The following is a 17,075-nucleotide window of genomic DNA, read 5'->3' as shown; positions in this document are numbered from 1 at the left end:
AATTTAATCATGGCTTGGGTAACGCTCCTGCAGAAATGTAACCGATTGGCTGATTAGAGCTTTTAAGATATCAACGTTGATATCTGCTACTTTATTGATGTATACACAGGCTTTTGCAGCCTCGTGCTTGCCGAACTGCATTAATAATTCTTCGCGATCGGTATCCCCTGTTGCAAAATACAAGCTGATTTTGGCTTTTCGCGGCGAGAACCCAACTAGAGGAGCATCGCCCTCATGACCGGATGCATATTTGTAATGATAAGTGCCAAAACCAATAATGCTTGGACCCCACATTTTGGCTTCATACCCTGTCACTTCTGTAAAAATATCTAATAATTGATAAGCGTCTTCACGTTTTTTAGCACTTTCCACATTTTCGATAAACTCAAGGACGCTGCTATCCGTTTCTTTCATTTTTGCTTCGTATGCCAATGTGAACACTCCTTAACGATGATACCGATGTGATGGCGAGTCATGATCATTTTACCAAAATATTGTTTGAAATAGAAACATTTATCAGGAAATGATCGTCTAATACATACGACTGGAATTGCATATAATCACGTGGGAGAAGGGTGGAAGTATTTCATGTGGACAAAGCGAAATTGGGTTCCAATGGTTCAATGTACGATTCTTAGTGTGGTCCTGATTACGGGGTGCTGTGATCGAAAGGGATTGGATCAATATGAAGGAGCTGCTCAGCTCCAAGAAGCGCCTAAACCGATGAAATCTGTATCTAAAGAAGATTTACAAAAATATACAAATCAACTAATTACGTTAGGGGCAGTTTTTGAAAAACATCAAGTCAGGCCTCAATCCTCTTATAGCAATGAGAAAGAAGCATTTCTGGAAGTGCGCCGCGTAGGCGAACATGCCAAAACACTCTCGGATGCAGAGAAGGCAAGTCTTAAACAATCCATATTTGAGGCGATCGGTGCCGAGTTTCCACTGAATATTTCCGTCTATACGATTAATGAGCAATCTGGAATGACTGGTAAAATTACTGCAATTAATGAGAAGGGTAGTTTTTTGGTCGTTTCATCCGATAAATTCATTGGTCAAGATAACAAAATGCCTGATGCTGCGTGGTATACCATGTCAGACGATGCACGAATTGAGTTTGAAGGGAAGAAGCTGCAATCGAATGAAGTTCAGATTGGAGATACCGTTAAAGTGTGGGCGGAAGGCATGATGTTGACGAGCTACCCTGGTCAAACAATGGGACTTCGCCTCGAGATCATCGCACATGGCAATGGCGCCGGTGATGCTAGTGGTAAGGTTACTGGAGTAGTTACAACTGGCGAAGGCGTTAACGTGGAGCGTATCATTGAAATTGATGGTGTGAAATATAAACTACTTCCATTCGCACAACTAAGAAAGGAAAGCGGCCCAGCACAATTCTCCGATATAACGGTTGGTAAGCTGGTGAAAATTTGGTTTGCTGGATATGATTTCGGTAGTGAGAAATTTGTGACAAAGGTCGCCGTGGATAGTTAGTTTCAAGGGCATTTAGTCGAGGTGGACAGAGAGAAATTATTGATTAACTGGAAAAACTCCAGCTATTTTGTCAGTTTAGGGCGAAATTTAGAATTTAGATGGAAAAAGTACTTCTAATTCTCTCGATTCAGTTGATTTCGGTGGTTATGTATGAAAATAGCTGTACTTTTTACAGTTATTTCAAATAAGGTGAAAAATAGCATAATATTAGCTGCATATTTTCCATCTATTTACATTAAGCAGAGTGCCTAGGCTGTTGCTGGGGCTTGGGTTGCTGGAGCTGTCGCTGTCGCTATTGTGGTTAATGTGATGATCTTGAATTACTCCAAAGGACGTGTTCGAATGAGCCAATCGAAAGAGATTGCTATTGACTTAACACTCGTGCAACAACTGATCTCTTCACAATTTCCACAATGGGCAGAGCTGCCTCTCCGACCTGTGGATTCAGCAGGAACAGACAATGCGATCTATCGGCTTGGTGATGATATGGCTGTTCGATTACCTCGAGCAGATTGGGCCATTGGACAAGTGGAAAAAGAGCAGCGTTGGCTGCCGAAGCTAGCCCCGATGATCCCGATATCCATTCCAGTACCTTTAGCAAAAGGCGTTCCCACCGAAGACTACCCATGGTACTGGTCTGTGTATAGTTGGCTCGATGGCGAGAATGCGACAGTTGGACAAGTAGACAGCTATAACCAAGCAGCAACAGTTCTTGCGCATTTCGTTAATGCTATGCAGTCAATCGATCCTACTGGTGGGCCAGCCTCAGGTTCTCACAATTCTGGCAGGGGTGAGCCTCTGGCGATGCGTGATGCGGCAGTTCGAGATGCAATCGCAAGCTTGAACACAATCATCGACCCTGCCGTGGCAGAGGCTGTATGGGACTTGACACTTCAAGCTCCCGTATGGCAGGGACAGGGCGTTTGGATCCATGGAGATTTACATCCGGGAAATCTTCTTATAGAACAGGGACGATTAAGTGCCGTGATCGATTTCGGTACATTGGGTGTAGGCGATCCTGCCTGCGACCTCATGGTTGCATGGACATTTCTCACGACTGAAAGCAGAGAGGAATTCCGCTCTTTGCTAACAGTCGATGAAGCAACATGGTCGCGAGGACGCGGCTGGGCGCTTTCATTCGGGTTAATTGCTTACGCTTACTACATAGATAAGAACCCAGGATTAGCCGCTATATCCCGACGTGCGATTGATGAGGTGCTTTGTGAGCATTTGACGCGATGCGAATAGCGCATCTACGTTCCCTTTGAATATATGTTTACGATGATTTGTAGATAGGAGAAAATACATCATGCTTACTGCCATCTTCCAAGGAATTCTTTTATCAGCAGGTCTGATTTTACCGTTAGGTGTTCAAAATGTATTTGTTTTTAATCAAGGTGTGACACAACCACGTTTAGTTAGGGCATTACCGGTCGTTCTCACAGCAGCACTTTGCGATACTGCACTGATTACTTTGGCTATTTTAGGTATATCCGTCGTTATTGTCACGATACCTGCTATCAAGTTCGTGCTTTTCGTACTAGGCATACTTTTCCTGATCTATATGGGGATTGTGACTTGGAAAAGTAAACCTGCCAACACGTCATCCGATGAAAAAGCTTTATCACCTAAGAAGCAGATCGCGTTTGCTGCATCGGTTTCACTCCTAAATCCTCATGCCATTCTGGATACGATCGGCGTCATTGGGACAAGTTCTATCCACTATGTTGGAAAAGAAAAACTGGTATTTGCAATTGCTTGTATACTTGTGTCATGGATTTGGTTTTTTGCTCTTGCTGTCGTGGGGAGACAGGTTGGGAAATTAGATAAATCGAACACATTTATGACGTATCTCAATAAAGTATCAGCGATAATCATGTGGGTGACTTCCGTTTATTTAATTACACAATTAATCTAACCAAATATGGCATGGTCGAAGAAATTTTTCTTGATTTTCACAGTTATGACCGAATATAATTAAGGGAATATTTGGTATGTGTAACTGGCGAAACGTAGATCACTACGGGGGAGCACATATTCCATAACAGCCGTTCGCCTGGGCAAAGTATTTGATCAATCGATCAAATACTTTTTTTATTTCAAGGAGGAGAATGGAATGGAACGAGCTAGAAATGTGGCAGTCCTCATTTATGAAAAGGTAGATCTATTGGATATTGCCGGTCCGTTCGATGTGTTTGGGGTATCGAGTAATTGGGGCAAGGATTTCAAGGTCTACACGGTGGGCGAAGAGCAAAAACCTGTGACAACAGTCAGTGGTCTCACGATTCTTCCCAAATACAGCTTAGACAATTGCCCATTGCCTGACATTTTGATTGTCCCAGGTGGTTTAGGATCGCGAACTGAAATGAACAACGCAATGATTACATCATGGATTAGCCATACTGCTGCTAGCGCGGAAATCGTCTTATCTGTTTGCACAGGTGCGCTCTTGTTGGCGAAAGCAAACTTGCTGGATGGATTACGAGTGACGACCAATCGAAATGCATTTGAATTATTGCGCGAAATTGCACCACCTAGTGCTACGATTGTCGAAGATGTAAGGTACATTGATAACGGGAAAATTGTAATGTCCGCTGGGGTTACCGCGGGATTCGATGCTGCTCTTTATGTCGTTGCTAGACTATTTGGTGAAGAGAGAGCCCTCGCTACTGCTTCAAAGATTGAGTACCATTGGCGCAAAGACGAGTTTACCGCAGCGCTGCAGCAAAAGGATTTATTTATGATAAGGAAAGCACAAATAGAAGATTTAGATGCAATTCAGAAGTTGTTTGTTGAAGCAGCTCAGTGGATTCAATTGTCGAAGGGATTCACACAGTGGAGAGAGGATTCTTTTAACAATGCCTATTTAACAACTTTTATAAATGATCAAGAAGTATTTGTCGCGTGTCAGAACGGTGAGTTGATTGGTTGTTTTTCCATCCAATGGCATTTCGAAGAGATTTGGGGAGACTTGTTCCATGATGATGCTGGTTACGTACACCGTTTAGTCGTGTCCCGAAAATATAAAGGAGAGGGTTTCGGCAGCAGGTTTCTAGCTTGGTCAGCAGATTATATAAAGAACAAAGGCAAAGGCTGGCTGCGTTTAGACTGTATGGCAGATAATCCAACACTGAATGACTATTATCGCAGCCTTGATTTCATTCATCGTGGTAGATATGATGGCCGCGGTTGGAGCGCTAATTTATATGAACGTGAAATTGAATAAGTAGTGTAATCGCATATCTAATAAAGCTGTCCTACAAGTAGAATTATCTACTTTGAGGGCAGCTTTTGCTTTCTGCACGTGAGAAAATCGATCTTTGATCTGATAAATCAGTAAATCGTTCTATGAAATAGCGGATTTTGTTCCTTGAATGGTTGAGGGAAAGTTCTTAGAATGGTAGGGCTAGTTGTCGCAGGCGTAACCATTGCCAATTTAGGGAACTGTAGGAGCCAAGAGTGAGTGTATCTTGCGGCGTCCTCTGGGTTGTTCTCTTTCCAGATCCCTGTATGGTAGACTAAGAAAATATTTGATACTGAACAGCGAAGCGAGGGATATTCACGTGACGTTACTAAACTGGTTTTCATCTTTAACATTAAAAAATCGCCTATTTCTGGCTTTCATCGTACTTATTCTTCTGCCATTCTCCGTCTTGGATATTTATAATTTCCAAAAAGTGAAGCTCAATCTACAACAAAAAACGAGTGAACAAAGCCTCGTACAAATGAACAAAATGAATGAGTCACTTGAAAGTCTGCTCGCCACAACGTTTAAGACGATTACGATGTTTGAGCAAGATTCATCCGTCATTTCCGTGTTAAAGCAGCCAGAAGCGGTCGATCAAATCGTGAATCAGCGTAAAATTGAAGAACGTTTTCGTTCGGTGACGAATAGTCTTTTCATCTCTAGTCCACCCGTTTTCTATACGATTGTTGATTTACTCGGTAACGTGTATACTTCATTCCCGCCAGCGCAGCGCTTAGATTATGAAGTGATTCGGGCAAAACCTTGGTTTACAAGTGCTTTATCAGCTTCTGCACCGTATCAATGGCAGTTGGAAAGCAATGAAGTGCTATTTGATGTTAACAAAAGCCCGCAGCTCGTAGCTATTTCTACTCCTACAAGGGATGCAGATGGCACCATTCGAGCAATCATCCACATCGCGGTGGACTACGAAAGTTGGTTTAAATCAGCTACGAACGGAAGTCCAACTTCCGAGCAGTATTATTTGATTGATCAAAGAGGAAACGAGATCGTACATTCTGGTGCTGACAAGTCAGCCATGGCATTGGAGTCACCGATCATCGATCGGTTGCTTACGGACGGTTCCAGTAACGGCTTTTTCATACAAGGGAGTACGTTTATCAACTATACAGTTGTACCCTCTTTCCATGCTTATTTAATCAAAACAGTGCCATCCCATGTACTCTTTGCTGAGCTTCGATCGATTCAGAATGCCTATATGGGCACGCTTATTATTTTCACAATCGCTTTTATGATCATCACGTTTCTTATCGCTTCCGCGGTTACGCGTCCACTTCGACTCATTCAAGCTAAAATGCTCGATGTCGTACGGAAAGATCTGAAAGTAAGACTCCCTGATCAAAGATACGGCGGGGACATCCAACCCATTGTACAAGCATTTAATCAAATGATTGCTGATATGAACGGACTCGTACAACGCTTAAAGGTTGAGGAACGGCAGAAGGAAGCCAGTCGATTCCAAATGCTGCTTTCACAGATGAATCCTCATTTCTTGTTGAATACATTGAACACAATACGCTGGTTGGCATTGGAAAAAGGGGACAACGCAATTCCGAAAATTTGTGTGTCGTTTGGCAGATTGACAGAGGCTGGACTGAAGCTCGATGTAGATCTTATCCATTTGGAACAAGAGCTAGAGCTTGTCCGAGGATATGTCTATATCCAACAATTCCGATATGATCAACAATTTCAAGTTGACTATGTGTATGCCGATGACTTGAAATACGCACTCGTTCCGAAACTTAGCCTTCAACCAATCGTGGAAAATGCGATTTATCACGGAATTTCGCAGATCCAAGAGAAAGGTCACATCTCGATCCATGTATTCACGAAAGACTCTAAACTTACCCTTGAGGTGGTCGATAATGGTGTCGGTCTCGAATATAGCGAAGGGTTGTCCAAAAAGGACCATAACGGCATCGCTTTACAAAACTTGAGAGAGCGTTTAGCTCTCCTTTTCAAGAAAGAAGCGAGTCTTGAGTTCGTTCCAGTATCACACGGTTGCATGGTTCGTATCCAGCTTCCGCTCCTCATGTCCACACCTTACCAGAAAGGAAGTGATCCCCATGTGGACCGTTCTACTCGTTGAGGATGAAGTTTTCGTTCGACGGAAAGTGAAAGAAACGATGCGTTGGAAGGAAATGGGCTTCACCATCATTGGGGAAGCAGGTAACGGCTTGGAGGCGATGGATAAAATCCGGGAATGCCAACCGGACGTTGTCATCACAGATATTGTCATGCCGCTGATGAATGGCGTGGACTTGTTGAAACAAGCGCGGAGGGAAGGCTTCACAAGCCGTTTCGTCATGCTGACGGTTATGAGTGATTTCGAAAACGTTCAGCAAGCGCTGGAGTTCGGCGCGACTAGTTATATGCTCAAGCTCTATATGGATCATGAGACATTAGCAGAGACGATGAGTAAGGTTGAAAAAGAGCTAATCGACCGTAGAAGTGCCGAAATACGAGAAGCTGAAACGGTGTATCGTAAATTGTGGAAGTTAATGGTGGGGGGAGCCCAATCCCCGGAAGGCAAGGAAAGCGAGATTGAGATCCCTGGTGTTCAAGGACGCGATTTGAGCATCATCGCGGTGCAACACGGACGACCTACATACACACGAGTAGATTTCTTCGCACTTCATTTAATAGAAAACGATGTGGCCTCTGCAGCCGTCTGGCATTTGCTGACCATAGACGGGGTTAGCTACCTATTTATGTGGTTACCGACAAATTCGCAGTTCTACATGCCTTCAGAGCAAGCTTTGCCAGTTAGCCTAATCTATACGGAATTAATCCCAACTGCACACCTCCTAGAAACGTGGAAAAGCGTTCTAATTGCATTGAATATGGAGTGGTACAATCCCACATGCAGTGCGAAACTATGCACTTCTGCAGGCACACCTCTGCGTGAAACTGCGGATACGTGGGGGTTGGAGCATAAAATCTGGCATAACTTGGAGCAGCTAAGATGGGATGCCGTTGTTGGAGCAGTGAATGAGCTGTGGGGGAAATTCGAAGTTCAGCATGCTCCGCAGCAGCAAGTGAAGCAAGCAGCCGCGAGAATTGTCCATTTGTGTGCGAGAATATCTCAACTCAGCACGGTTGATGAAGAGGAGTTGCTCGCATCCGACCATCATCGTCTTAAATCTGTTTTCTTGGCTCGTCTGGAATCACATTTCAAACACTTGAGCGCATCTCGCATTCCTATTTCTGATCATCCTGAGATCAACAAGATCATTTCCTATTTGCATGAACACTATGTAGAGGAAATTACATTAGACACCTTGGCAAAGCTAGTTTGCATGGATGATAAATATGTTAGCGGTTTATTTAAGAAGAAACTGGGCGTAAGTATTATTCAATATTTGCATCAGATTCGAATCGAACATGCCCAAAGATTGCTGCGCGAAACGGATCGAACGATTAGTGAAATTGGTGAACGAGTTGGGTTCGCGAATGATAATTATTTCATTAAAATTTTTAAACGATTCACTGGCGGGACACCTGCAAGCTTCAGAAACCGAACATAAACACTTTTCGTGATTTTTCGACAATGTGACTTTTGTTCTATGAAATCATGGATTCTGTTTCTTATTCGCATTCGTAATGGGTGATAAAGTAAGTACTGTAAGTAATCAATTGCAGGAGGTCAAACCAAAATGACAAAGAGAAAGAACACAATGATGCTCGGTGCACTAGCTCTTACTTTAGGTCTTACAGCATGCGGGAATACATCAGGTGACTCAGCCTCCAGCAGCGCCAGTACTACTAGCCCTAGTACTACAGCAGCAGCCACTGGCAAGGTCATAAAGCTGAAAATGTGGGGCGGCGTTCCGCCAGAATCAGGTCCTCAAGCGGTGGTTGACAATTGGAATGCGAAAAACCCAGACATTCAAGTGGAGTATGAACGCTATGTGAATGACGACGCAGGAAATCTGAAGTTAGATACGGCATTGCTCACGGGTCAAAGTGTTGATTTATTCGTGAACTATTCAGGCACAGCCTTGAAGAAGCGTGTGGATGCTGGTGTAGCGTTGGATATGAGCAGCTATACCGATTATAACATTGAACAGAAGATGGGCTCGACGTCGAAGGATTGGCAAGTTAATGGTAAATATTACGGTATTCCAACCGTTAAGAGTACGTTCTTCGTGTGGTTTAACAAAGAGATGCTTGATCAGGCGGGACTTAAAGTACCAACGTCCTGGACATGGAAGGATATGCAGGATTATGCTACGAAATTGAAAGCCGATAAGCGCTTTGGACTAGTCCAGCATTTAGAGTCATTCCCAGATTCCTTGGATTCCGCATTGACTCACGATGGGTACACGAAGAAAGATGGCAGTTCGAATCTGGATAATCCATTAATGGGTACTTGGTTAGATACTTTGAATACCATGATGAAGGACAAGAGTACGCCAATGCTTGGCGAACAGTTGACAACCAAGATGCCTGTAGAAACGATGTTTCTGAAAGGTGAGAGCGCCATGCTGAACGCAGGATCCTGGATTTTCCGGAATTCAAATAACTTGAAAGATAATCCAAGGACGTTCAAAATTGCATTCGCGCCTGTTCCGAGACTAGATAGTAATGAGCAAAATGGCATTGGTCGTGGTGGTTTAGGTGATTTCGTTTCGATCAATGCGAAGACGGCTAATAAAGATGCAGCATGGAAGTTCCTGAAATGGTATGCAGACGGAGGATTACTGCCACTTGCTTCCGGCGGACGAATTCCATCTTCCAAGGATGCGAATGTTGAGGATGCTTTGAAGTTACTTTTAGGTGAAAATGAGAGTACGTATGATATTCCTTCTTTGAAATATGTACTGTTCGAGAACAAGACGCCAACGTTTACACGTAACCAGCCTCAACAAGTCATGGACCTCCGCAGAGAGGAATATGAGAAGTTTTTCTTAGGCAAGCAAGATACTGCAACAACGCTGGCGGCTATGGTCAAACGGCATAATGAATTTATGAAAACAACCAAATAAGTAGAAAAGCAGGGGGAGTGGCTTCGGCTGGTTCCCCTGTATGCATACTAAGGGAGGTTATCGGATGTGAAGAAAAACTGGATGGCCAGACAAAGTTTAACCGGCTATTTATTTATTGCACCAAACATGCTGGGTGTTCTCCTCTTTTTTATTGTACCGGCGATTTTCTCTTTCGGCCTCATTTTCACTAATTATCAATTCGCCAATCCCAATTATCACTTCGTGGGCATTGATAACTTCAAACGTCTACTCCATGACGATCTTTTCTATGTTTCACTCCGAAATACCGGGTGGTATCTCCTGTCAGTACCCATTTCCATCATGCTTGCGTTTCTTGTAGCACTCGTCTTGAACAAGCATGTGTATGCCAAAGGATTGCTTCGAGCCATGTATTTCCTACCGTACATTACAAGTGGTGTGGCTGTTGCTTTCGTATGGATGCTATTGTTTCAACCTTCAGAAGGACCGATCAATCAACTGTTAAAAGCAATAGGCATGTCGAATCCACCGGGTTGGCTTTCTACAACGGAAACGTCCATGATGGCTATTGATATCATCTGGATCTGGTTCATGCTCGGTTATAATATGATTATTTATTTGGCAGCCTTACAGGAAATATCTCCGGAGCTGCTTGAAGCTGCTAAAGTAGATGGTGCTAGCGGTTGGGTAAAAATCAAGTCCATCATTTTCCCAATCGTCAGCCCGACGACGTTCTTACTACTCATTACTGGTTTAATTATGACCATCAAATCGTTTGGATTGATCCAAGCCATTACACAGGGTGGTCCTGGGAATAGTACGACAATTTTATCTCTATTCGTCTACAAAAATGCGTTCGGCTATTATGAAATGGGCTACGCATCTACGATATCTTGGGTTTTGTTCTTAATTATTGCGGCGATTACATTCGTTCAATGGTTTGGGCAAAAGAAATGGGTTCATTATTAAAATAGTAGACATCATGTTAAAGATAGCCGATTCATCGGCGAATAATTGAGTAGGAGGTAACCTCTATGGCTACTGTGCAATCAGACATTAGGGCAAGTGCAAAAGCTCGAACCAAGAGGCGGTTTCCGCTCCCAACCCTAATCAAAGTAGGAACGACACTGATCATGTTTATCCTTGGTCTGGCTATGATTATGCCATTCATTTGGATGATCAGTACGTCTTTTAAATCGCCGGCTGAAGTATTTGAATACCCCATCCGCTGGATTCCTTCCCATTTTAATATGGAGCATCATATCCGAGTTTGGACAGGCAGCATGGGCTTTGCAACTTACTATATGAACTCCATTAAGGTAGCGGTAGTCTGTACAATTGGCGCGACATTACTCTCGTCATTGGCTGCCTACAGCTTCGCCAGAATTACGTTCAAAGGCAGAGATACATTGTTTCTCATCTACTTATCGATGATGATGATTCCACCTCAGGTTTTGTTCGTCCCGAAATTCATTATGTTTGAATGGGTGGGTATCTATAATACGCTTTGGGCACTTATTCTGCCTGGCATGATTTCTATTTTCGGTGTATTTTTAATGAGACAGTTTTTCATTCGGATTCCATCCGAAATCTCAGAATCGGCCTTCATGGATGGAGCCGGTCATTATCGCATATTTCTTCAACTGATGCTTCCTTTAGCTAAACCGGCAATGGCTACGTTAGCAATCATCGATTTCTCTTGGCATTGGAACGATTATGAGAACGCTCTCGTGTTTCTGACAGATCGTAAGTTATATACCATTCCATTGGGTTTGCAGAATTTCATTATGGAATTTAATGTCGATTACAATGGCATGATGGCTGCGGCGAGTGCAGCCATTCTACCGATGATTCTCGTTTTCATGCTGGGGCAGAAGTTCATCATTCAAGGGATTTCCAATACAGCTGTGAAAGGTTAATCAGCTATAAGTACATCAAAACCGATAAAGCCAGTGGACGCATGTTGCGTTTATCTGGCTTTTTGCCTGCTTTAAATTGACATCAATCGCTAGGGGAGATATGATTTTAGTGGGTAACACGATGGGACAGGGGTGTGAAGATTCATGCAAAAGCAATTCAAAGTCGCAGCAGGCATCTCTCTTGCAGGATATGTCGTCAGTCTCATAACAACTAGTTTCTTACCGGAAGCCATTAATTTACTAGTACCAGCAGCGGTAACATTTGGAACTATTCTTGTGCTCCAACGTTCTTCTAAAGCTATTAAGGGAACAACGACTAACGTACCTATAAGCGAACATGCTGCGAATACAACGACTGCGCCGATTCCCAATGCTACTAGCGATACTGAAATCCAAGCTGAAAGTGATCCTTTCTGGGGACCGATTGCCGAGTATATCCATGTGATTGAAGAGACGATGATCTCGGAGGGGCAGAAGAATACCGTAGATGATGAAATTGTCGAAAAGACACTTAGCTTACTCTCTCGGGTAGGTCGGTTGATTCCGCAATTAAAAGAGTTAAATGATGCAAATATGAATCATAACATACAAAGACTGATCTTTAAGGATTTAAATGGTGCGATTAATCCCTTTCTGAAGTTAGGCGGGGAAGCCAAACGATTGAATCGTCGACTTCTTCTTACAGGAATCAAGGATATTAATTCTAAGCTCACTGACTATGTAGAAACGATCGAACAAAAAGACTTAATTGAATTGCAGACACGCATGGAATTAATCCAACAGCGCTATCGTTCAACAGACTAAGGAGGCATGGAACATGACAACCCAATTGGTGCAGTTAAAATCGACCGATTTGCAGAAAGTAGAGCAAGAAGCCAAACAGTTACTCGAGAAGGTTTCGGCGACCGATACGATGGAATTAGAAACGCTAATGGATTCGATTGGACGTATGGGATCTAAAACGATGGAACAGGCTGGACAATCTCTAGCGATGCTAGAGCGCCCAGTGAATGAATTGATGTCGGGTAAACGCTCAGAGGTCCAAAACAACATTCTGAAACTGCGCGGCGAAATTGATTCGTTGAGCAAGAGCAAGCAGCTTGGCTTTTTTGAGAAGATGATGAAGAAGACACCGCTTAAGAACTATATTTATAAATATCAGTCCGTGAAAACAAATGTAAATGCCATTGTACAATCCCTTCGTAACGGGAAGGAAACGCTAGAAGAGAACATGGCGTATATGAAGACGTTGAAGAAAAATTCAATTGAGTCTGTCTATAATTTGCAAATGCGAATTGCGATGGGCGAGAATTTAAAGCAGCTTTTCGAAGTTGAAATAGCCAAGCCCGAGAATGAGCATCGTAAAACACATTTGGAGAGAGGACTTCGTAAGGTCGTGACCCGGATTCAGTCCTTTCAAGAGATGGTCATTCTGTATCAACAAGCGATTGCAGGAACAGATATCATTAACGACAACAACGATAAGCTGATTGATGCCGTTGATGCGACGATTGATAAAACACAGAACCTGTTGACAGTCTCTGCGATGATCTCGATGGCCATTGAAGATCAAGTTCAAACGATTGATGCGGTCAATTCCGCGAACTCGACATTGAATAAAATGTTTGAGGAAAATTCGCGGCTGTTGAAAGAAACAACGCAACGAACGAATGAGCTGCTGGGGAAACCAGGCTTGCAAATGGATTCGATCGAGCGAGGCATGACAGACCTTTTCGCCGCTTTGGATTTATTTGAACAGTCCAATCGGACAATCATTCAATCGGCTACGGAGCACACGCAACGGCTTGGTAACATCAGCCAGCAAATGACGCAAAGACTTGGCTTAACGCCTGGGAATAAAACGAATGCAGAAATCAAAGCGTCCGAATTAAGTGGACTTTTGGAATAAATCATAGAAATAGAATTGGCTGTCAGGGATGTAATCCTTGGCAGCTTTTTTGTGCTTGCCTCATGCCACTTAACCCATGCCATTTCATTCTCCTGACATATGATATTTCATATGTTCGAAAAATGGAGATGATTAAATGTTCATGCAAATTAAAGAGGGGAATAGCAAGACTCCTCAAATTGATGTGCTAATCCCAGCGATTGAGAAAGATTTGGGGACGCTCCCCCTGGTCATTGACGCGGTAAGAAAATATGTCAAGCATCCGATTGGTGAAATTATCATTGTAGCTCCGTGGAAACAACGGATACTCGATCTATGTGAGAGAAAAGGGTGCCGATTCGTTCACGAAGATACCGTTCTCCCTATCACGAAAAAGGATATCCATTACCAATCGAAAACGTGGGATCGGACGGGATGGCTGTATCAACAGTTACTTAAATTGAACGGAGATACTTTGTGCACATCCAACTATTATATGGTCATTGATGCAGATACCGTGCTCATACGACCCCATGTTTTCAAGATTGGCAACAAGACGGTATTTTATTGCCGGAACTGGAGTCAGGGCGAATATTTTAATACGTATAGAAAATTGATGGGCAGAAATCGATCGGCTCGATTGTCTTTCGTTACCCATTACATGTTGTTCGAGAAATCTAAAGTTAAGCATCTGAAACAAACCATTGAGTCCAAACATAAGAGATCCTGGTATTCCGCCATTATGAAAAGTATGAACAGATCCAAGCAGTTTGCCTTTTCGGAGTTCGAAACATATGGTAATTTTCTTTATTCATCGTCTGCGCATAAGATGATTTTGAAGCCTGCAATGAATAAAAGCTTACATTTGAACAATGCCCAAATTACACAATCTAGGATGTCTTCCTTGGCTAAAAGATATAGATCTATTTCTCTGCATAAACGCAAGGGATATGTTAAAACGGTTAGGTTAGTGGCGAGATGAAGCCCTATGTTGTTATCTGGAAGGGACCTGTAGGCAAAGCTAGTGGTCTTGGTCATGCAAGTAGAACCTACGCTGCTTCCTTGAAACGGAAAGGCGTTGATGTTAGGTTTGGTCATTTAAGCGTTGGTAAAAAACCTTCCAAAGGCAAGAGAGTGCTTATCTATCACGGTGTTCCGAACCATATTCATTGGGGTCATGAACGAAGTCTATATGATCCCATCATTTTAAATACCGTTTGGGAAACCAGCAAAACGCCAAACAAATGGCTTTCTCATATGAACAAATTTGATGCAGTCTGTGTTCCTACGCAACATAATAAGCGTGCACTTCAGAACAGCGGGGTTACAGTCCCGATTTACATTGTTCCGCATGGTGTAGATACGAAGGTATTTAAACCAAGCAATCCGAAGTTTGTATTGCCGCGTGCTGCAGGCAGGTTCACTTTCGTGTCTGTATTTGGCTTTCAACATCGTAAAAACCCCGAAGGTTTGCTGCGTGCGTACTGGGAAGAGTTTTCCCCCGAAGATAACGTAATTCTTGTGATCAAAACGAACGGCTATGAGCCCTATGAGAATGAAAAATGGATTCAGCGACAAATATGGCAGTACAAAAAGAGGTTGGGCATAAAAAAAAATACAGCGCCCGTTGTCATAATAGGCAGACGATTAAGCGAACAGCAGCTAAAAGGACTATATACACTTGGAGATGCCTTCGTCCTTCCTTCGCGAGGTGAGGGGGTAGGACTCCCATTTCTAGAAGCACTAGCCAGTGGCATCCCAGTCATCACGACTGCTTGGGGGGGGCAAATGGATTTCCTAACGAACAATAACTCGTTTCTCATTCCCTATCAACTGAAGAATCCGTCCATTAGCATGAATAGTTCACATGCCATATCGCGCTCATTTAGATACCTGTTTGCTGAGAAGGGGCAGCTGTGGGCTGAACCTGATCATCAAAGTTTACGAATGAATATGAGGAAAGCCTACGAGAATCCCGAATTATGTAAGCGTAAGGGAAGTCAGGGACGATTGGATGTCCTTCATTTGACTTGGTCACGTGCAGGGAGGCTGATGAAGCATGTGGTTGAAAAGGTCATTCAATCCAAGAAATAAGGATGAAGATTGATGTCCCCCAGGAAAGGAGGAATTGGCTTGCGTATTGTACTACTGTGCGGTGGATCAGGAAAAAGGCTATGGCCTTTATCCAACGAGATTCGCTCTAAGGTGTTTCTTAAGCTTTTGAAATCCACAAATGGGGCTAGAGAATCGATGATTGAACGAATATGCAGACAATTAGATGAGGTAGGCTTACTGCCGTCCACATGTATCGTTACGCATCACAGTCAGGTAGAGATAACTCGTACGTATGTTGGCGAACACATTCCTATCCTAAGTGAACCATTTAAAAGGGGGACATATGCAGCAATAGCTTTAGCTGTCACTTATTTGCATGAGAGAATGCTAGTTGATTTGGATGAAACGATCTGTATTCTCCCAGTGGACACTTATGCAGACTCCGCATTTTTCCAGTTACTTCATCGCTTTCCTGAGGTTATTTCAGAATCTAAAGCTGATCTAGCTCTACTTGGAACCAACCCGACGATGCCTTCTGATCAATTCGGTTATATTGTTCCAGTTCTCCCCAAAGTGAGCGAAGAATTCGCATATATCGATCACTTCATCGAAAAGCCGAATGAGCATGATGCCGCTCAATTAATGGAGCATCATGCTTTATGGAATTGTGGCATATTCGCATTTCCATTAAGGTACATGCTGACCTATTTAAAGGACAAAGGGGAACCAGCACTAGTTGATTCATGGCTGGCTAAGTATGAACAGCTTGCCAATACAAGCTTTGATCGCGAAGTCGTTGAGCATAGTCAAAACGCTGTGGTTATAAGGTATGAAGGTTTATGGCAGGATGTGGGCACATGGAAGGCGTTAACCCTTCATTGTGAGCAAAACGTTATTGGACCAGGTAGGATCTCAGCTGATACCGTAAATACACATCTTATCAACGAACTACCTTATCCCATTGAAGTCATTGGTGTATCGGATCTCGTTGTCGCAGCAAATTCAGACGGAATCTTAATTGCAAACAAGGAGAAAGCCCATTTAATTAAGGAAAGGCTAGCACAAGTCACCCAGATTCCGATGTACGTGGAGAAAAGGTGGGGCTCTTATCAAATTTTGAAATATTGGAAGGAAGATGAACACGGAGCAGAGGGTATGCTTAAACTTGTGAAGCTTGCCCATGAGAAGATGACCAGTTATCACCAGCATGAGAATCGGCAAGAAAGCCTAACCATTCTTTCCGGCATTGCAGAAATTCTTATTGAGGATAAACTGGTTAGACTGATGGCAGGTGATGTTCTGCTAATTCCTGCTGGTATTAAGCATGGTATCAAGGCAGTTACTAATCTTGAATTCATGGAAGTCTTGTTGGGCAAGGAACTGTCACAAGAAGATATCACTCGATTTTCAGATATATGGTAGTAAATACCAATGATGGATGGGAAAATTCGATTGAATGTCTATTGATATTAAAAATAAGCTTA

At 43.0% G+C, this 17,075-nt stretch carries 15 protein-coding genes and 1 riboswitch; of the genes, 14 read left to right on the top strand and 1 reads right to left on the bottom strand.

What is annotated here, in order from left to right; translation table 11 throughout:
- Positions 1-3 precede the first annotated feature (3 nt).
- Positions 4-414, bottom strand: coding sequence for a DUF1801 domain-containing protein (locus tag AB4114_RS21390; protein WP_441990282.1), 411 nt, complete (start codon positions 412-414; stop codon positions 4-6).
- A 174-nt stretch (positions 415-588) separates the two neighbouring features.
- Between AB4114_RS21390 and AB4114_RS21385 the strand changes: the two genes are divergently transcribed.
- The 14 genes from AB4114_RS21385 (at position 589) to AB4114_RS21320 (ending at position 17,013) form a co-directional block, all read left to right on the top strand.
- Positions 589-1,497 (top strand): DUF3221 domain-containing protein, encoded by a 909-nt coding sequence (locus tag AB4114_RS21385; RefSeq protein ID WP_441990263.1) that lies wholly within the window; start codon positions 589-591, stop codon positions 1,495-1,497.
- A gap of 342 nt (positions 1,498-1,839) precedes the next feature.
- Entirely contained in the window at positions 1,840-2,745 is a 906-nt protein-coding gene (locus tag AB4114_RS21380; RefSeq protein WP_441990262.1) for an aminoglycoside phosphotransferase family protein, read from the top strand.
- A 61-nt stretch (positions 2,746-2,806) separates the two neighbouring features.
- The gene (locus tag AB4114_RS21375) at positions 2,807-3,415 is read left to right on the top strand and encodes a LysE/ArgO family amino acid transporter (RefSeq protein WP_441990261.1); all 609 of its coding nucleotides are present in this window, start codon (positions 2,807-2,809) and stop codon (positions 3,413-3,415) included.
- Positions 3,416-3,485: 70 nt separating this feature from the next.
- Positions 3,486-3,566, top strand: a riboswitch (ZMP/ZTP riboswitch).
- 47 nt (positions 3,567-3,613) lie between these two features.
- The gene (locus AB4114_RS21370) at positions 3,614-4,723 is read left to right on the top strand and encodes a GNAT family N-acetyltransferase (protein ID WP_441990260.1); all 1,110 of its coding nucleotides are present in this window, start codon (positions 3,614-3,616) and stop codon (positions 4,721-4,723) included.
- A 337-nt stretch (positions 4,724-5,060) separates the two neighbouring features.
- Positions 5,061-6,851, top strand: coding sequence for a cache domain-containing sensor histidine kinase (locus AB4114_RS21365; RefSeq protein WP_441990259.1), 1,791 nt, complete (start codon positions 5,061-5,063; stop codon positions 6,849-6,851).
- On the top strand, positions 6,829-8,289 hold the full coding sequence (locus tag AB4114_RS21360) for a helix-turn-helix domain-containing protein (protein ID WP_441990258.1): 1,461 nt from the start codon (positions 6,829-6,831) through the stop codon (positions 8,287-8,289). The genes AB4114_RS21365 and AB4114_RS21360 overlap by 23 nt, the downstream gene beginning before the upstream one ends.
- 129 nt (positions 8,290-8,418) lie before the next feature.
- Complete coding sequence (locus tag AB4114_RS21355) at positions 8,419-9,750, top strand: ABC transporter substrate-binding protein (RefSeq protein WP_441990257.1); 1,332 nt, start codon at positions 8,419-8,421, stop codon at positions 9,748-9,750.
- A 66-nt stretch (positions 9,751-9,816) separates the two neighbouring features.
- Positions 9,817-10,698 carry a carbohydrate ABC transporter permease gene (locus tag AB4114_RS21350; RefSeq protein ID WP_441990256.1) on the top strand — a complete coding sequence of 294 codons (882 nt, stop codon included), beginning with the start codon at positions 9,817-9,819 and terminating at the stop codon, positions 10,696-10,698.
- Positions 10,699-10,862: 164 nt separating this feature from the next.
- Complete coding sequence (locus AB4114_RS21345; protein ID WP_436239559.1) at positions 10,863-11,648, top strand: carbohydrate ABC transporter permease; 786 nt, start codon at positions 10,863-10,865, stop codon at positions 11,646-11,648.
- 144 nt (positions 11,649-11,792) lie between these two features.
- On the top strand, positions 11,793-12,452 hold the full coding sequence (locus AB4114_RS21340) for a hypothetical protein (protein WP_441990255.1): 660 nt from the start codon (positions 11,793-11,795) through the stop codon (positions 12,450-12,452).
- A gap of 13 nt (positions 12,453-12,465) precedes the next feature.
- Positions 12,466-13,557, top strand: coding sequence for a toxic anion resistance protein (locus tag AB4114_RS21335; RefSeq protein ID WP_441990254.1), 1,092 nt, complete (start codon positions 12,466-12,468; stop codon positions 13,555-13,557).
- Positions 13,558-13,693: 136 nt separating this feature from the next.
- Positions 13,694-14,518: a DUF6492 family protein gene (locus tag AB4114_RS21330; protein ID WP_441990253.1), complete on the top strand. Its 825-nt coding sequence runs from the start codon at positions 13,694-13,696 to the stop codon at positions 14,516-14,518.
- Complete coding sequence (locus AB4114_RS21325) at positions 14,515-15,630, top strand: glycosyltransferase family 4 protein (protein WP_441990252.1); 1,116 nt, start codon at positions 14,515-14,517, stop codon at positions 15,628-15,630. The genes AB4114_RS21330 and AB4114_RS21325 overlap by 4 nt, the downstream gene beginning before the upstream one ends.
- Positions 15,631-15,669: 39 nt before the next feature.
- Positions 15,670-17,013, top strand: coding sequence for a sugar phosphate nucleotidyltransferase (locus AB4114_RS21320; RefSeq protein WP_441990251.1), 1,344 nt, complete (start codon positions 15,670-15,672; stop codon positions 17,011-17,013).
- Positions 17,014-17,075: the final 62 nt, after the last annotated feature.

The organism is Paenibacillus sp. 2RAB27 (assembly GCF_052115445.1).
Taxonomy (GTDB): Bacteria; Bacillota; Bacilli; order Paenibacillales; family NBRC-103111; genus Paenibacillus_E.
This window is presented reverse-complemented; position numbering and strand designations above follow the sequence as displayed.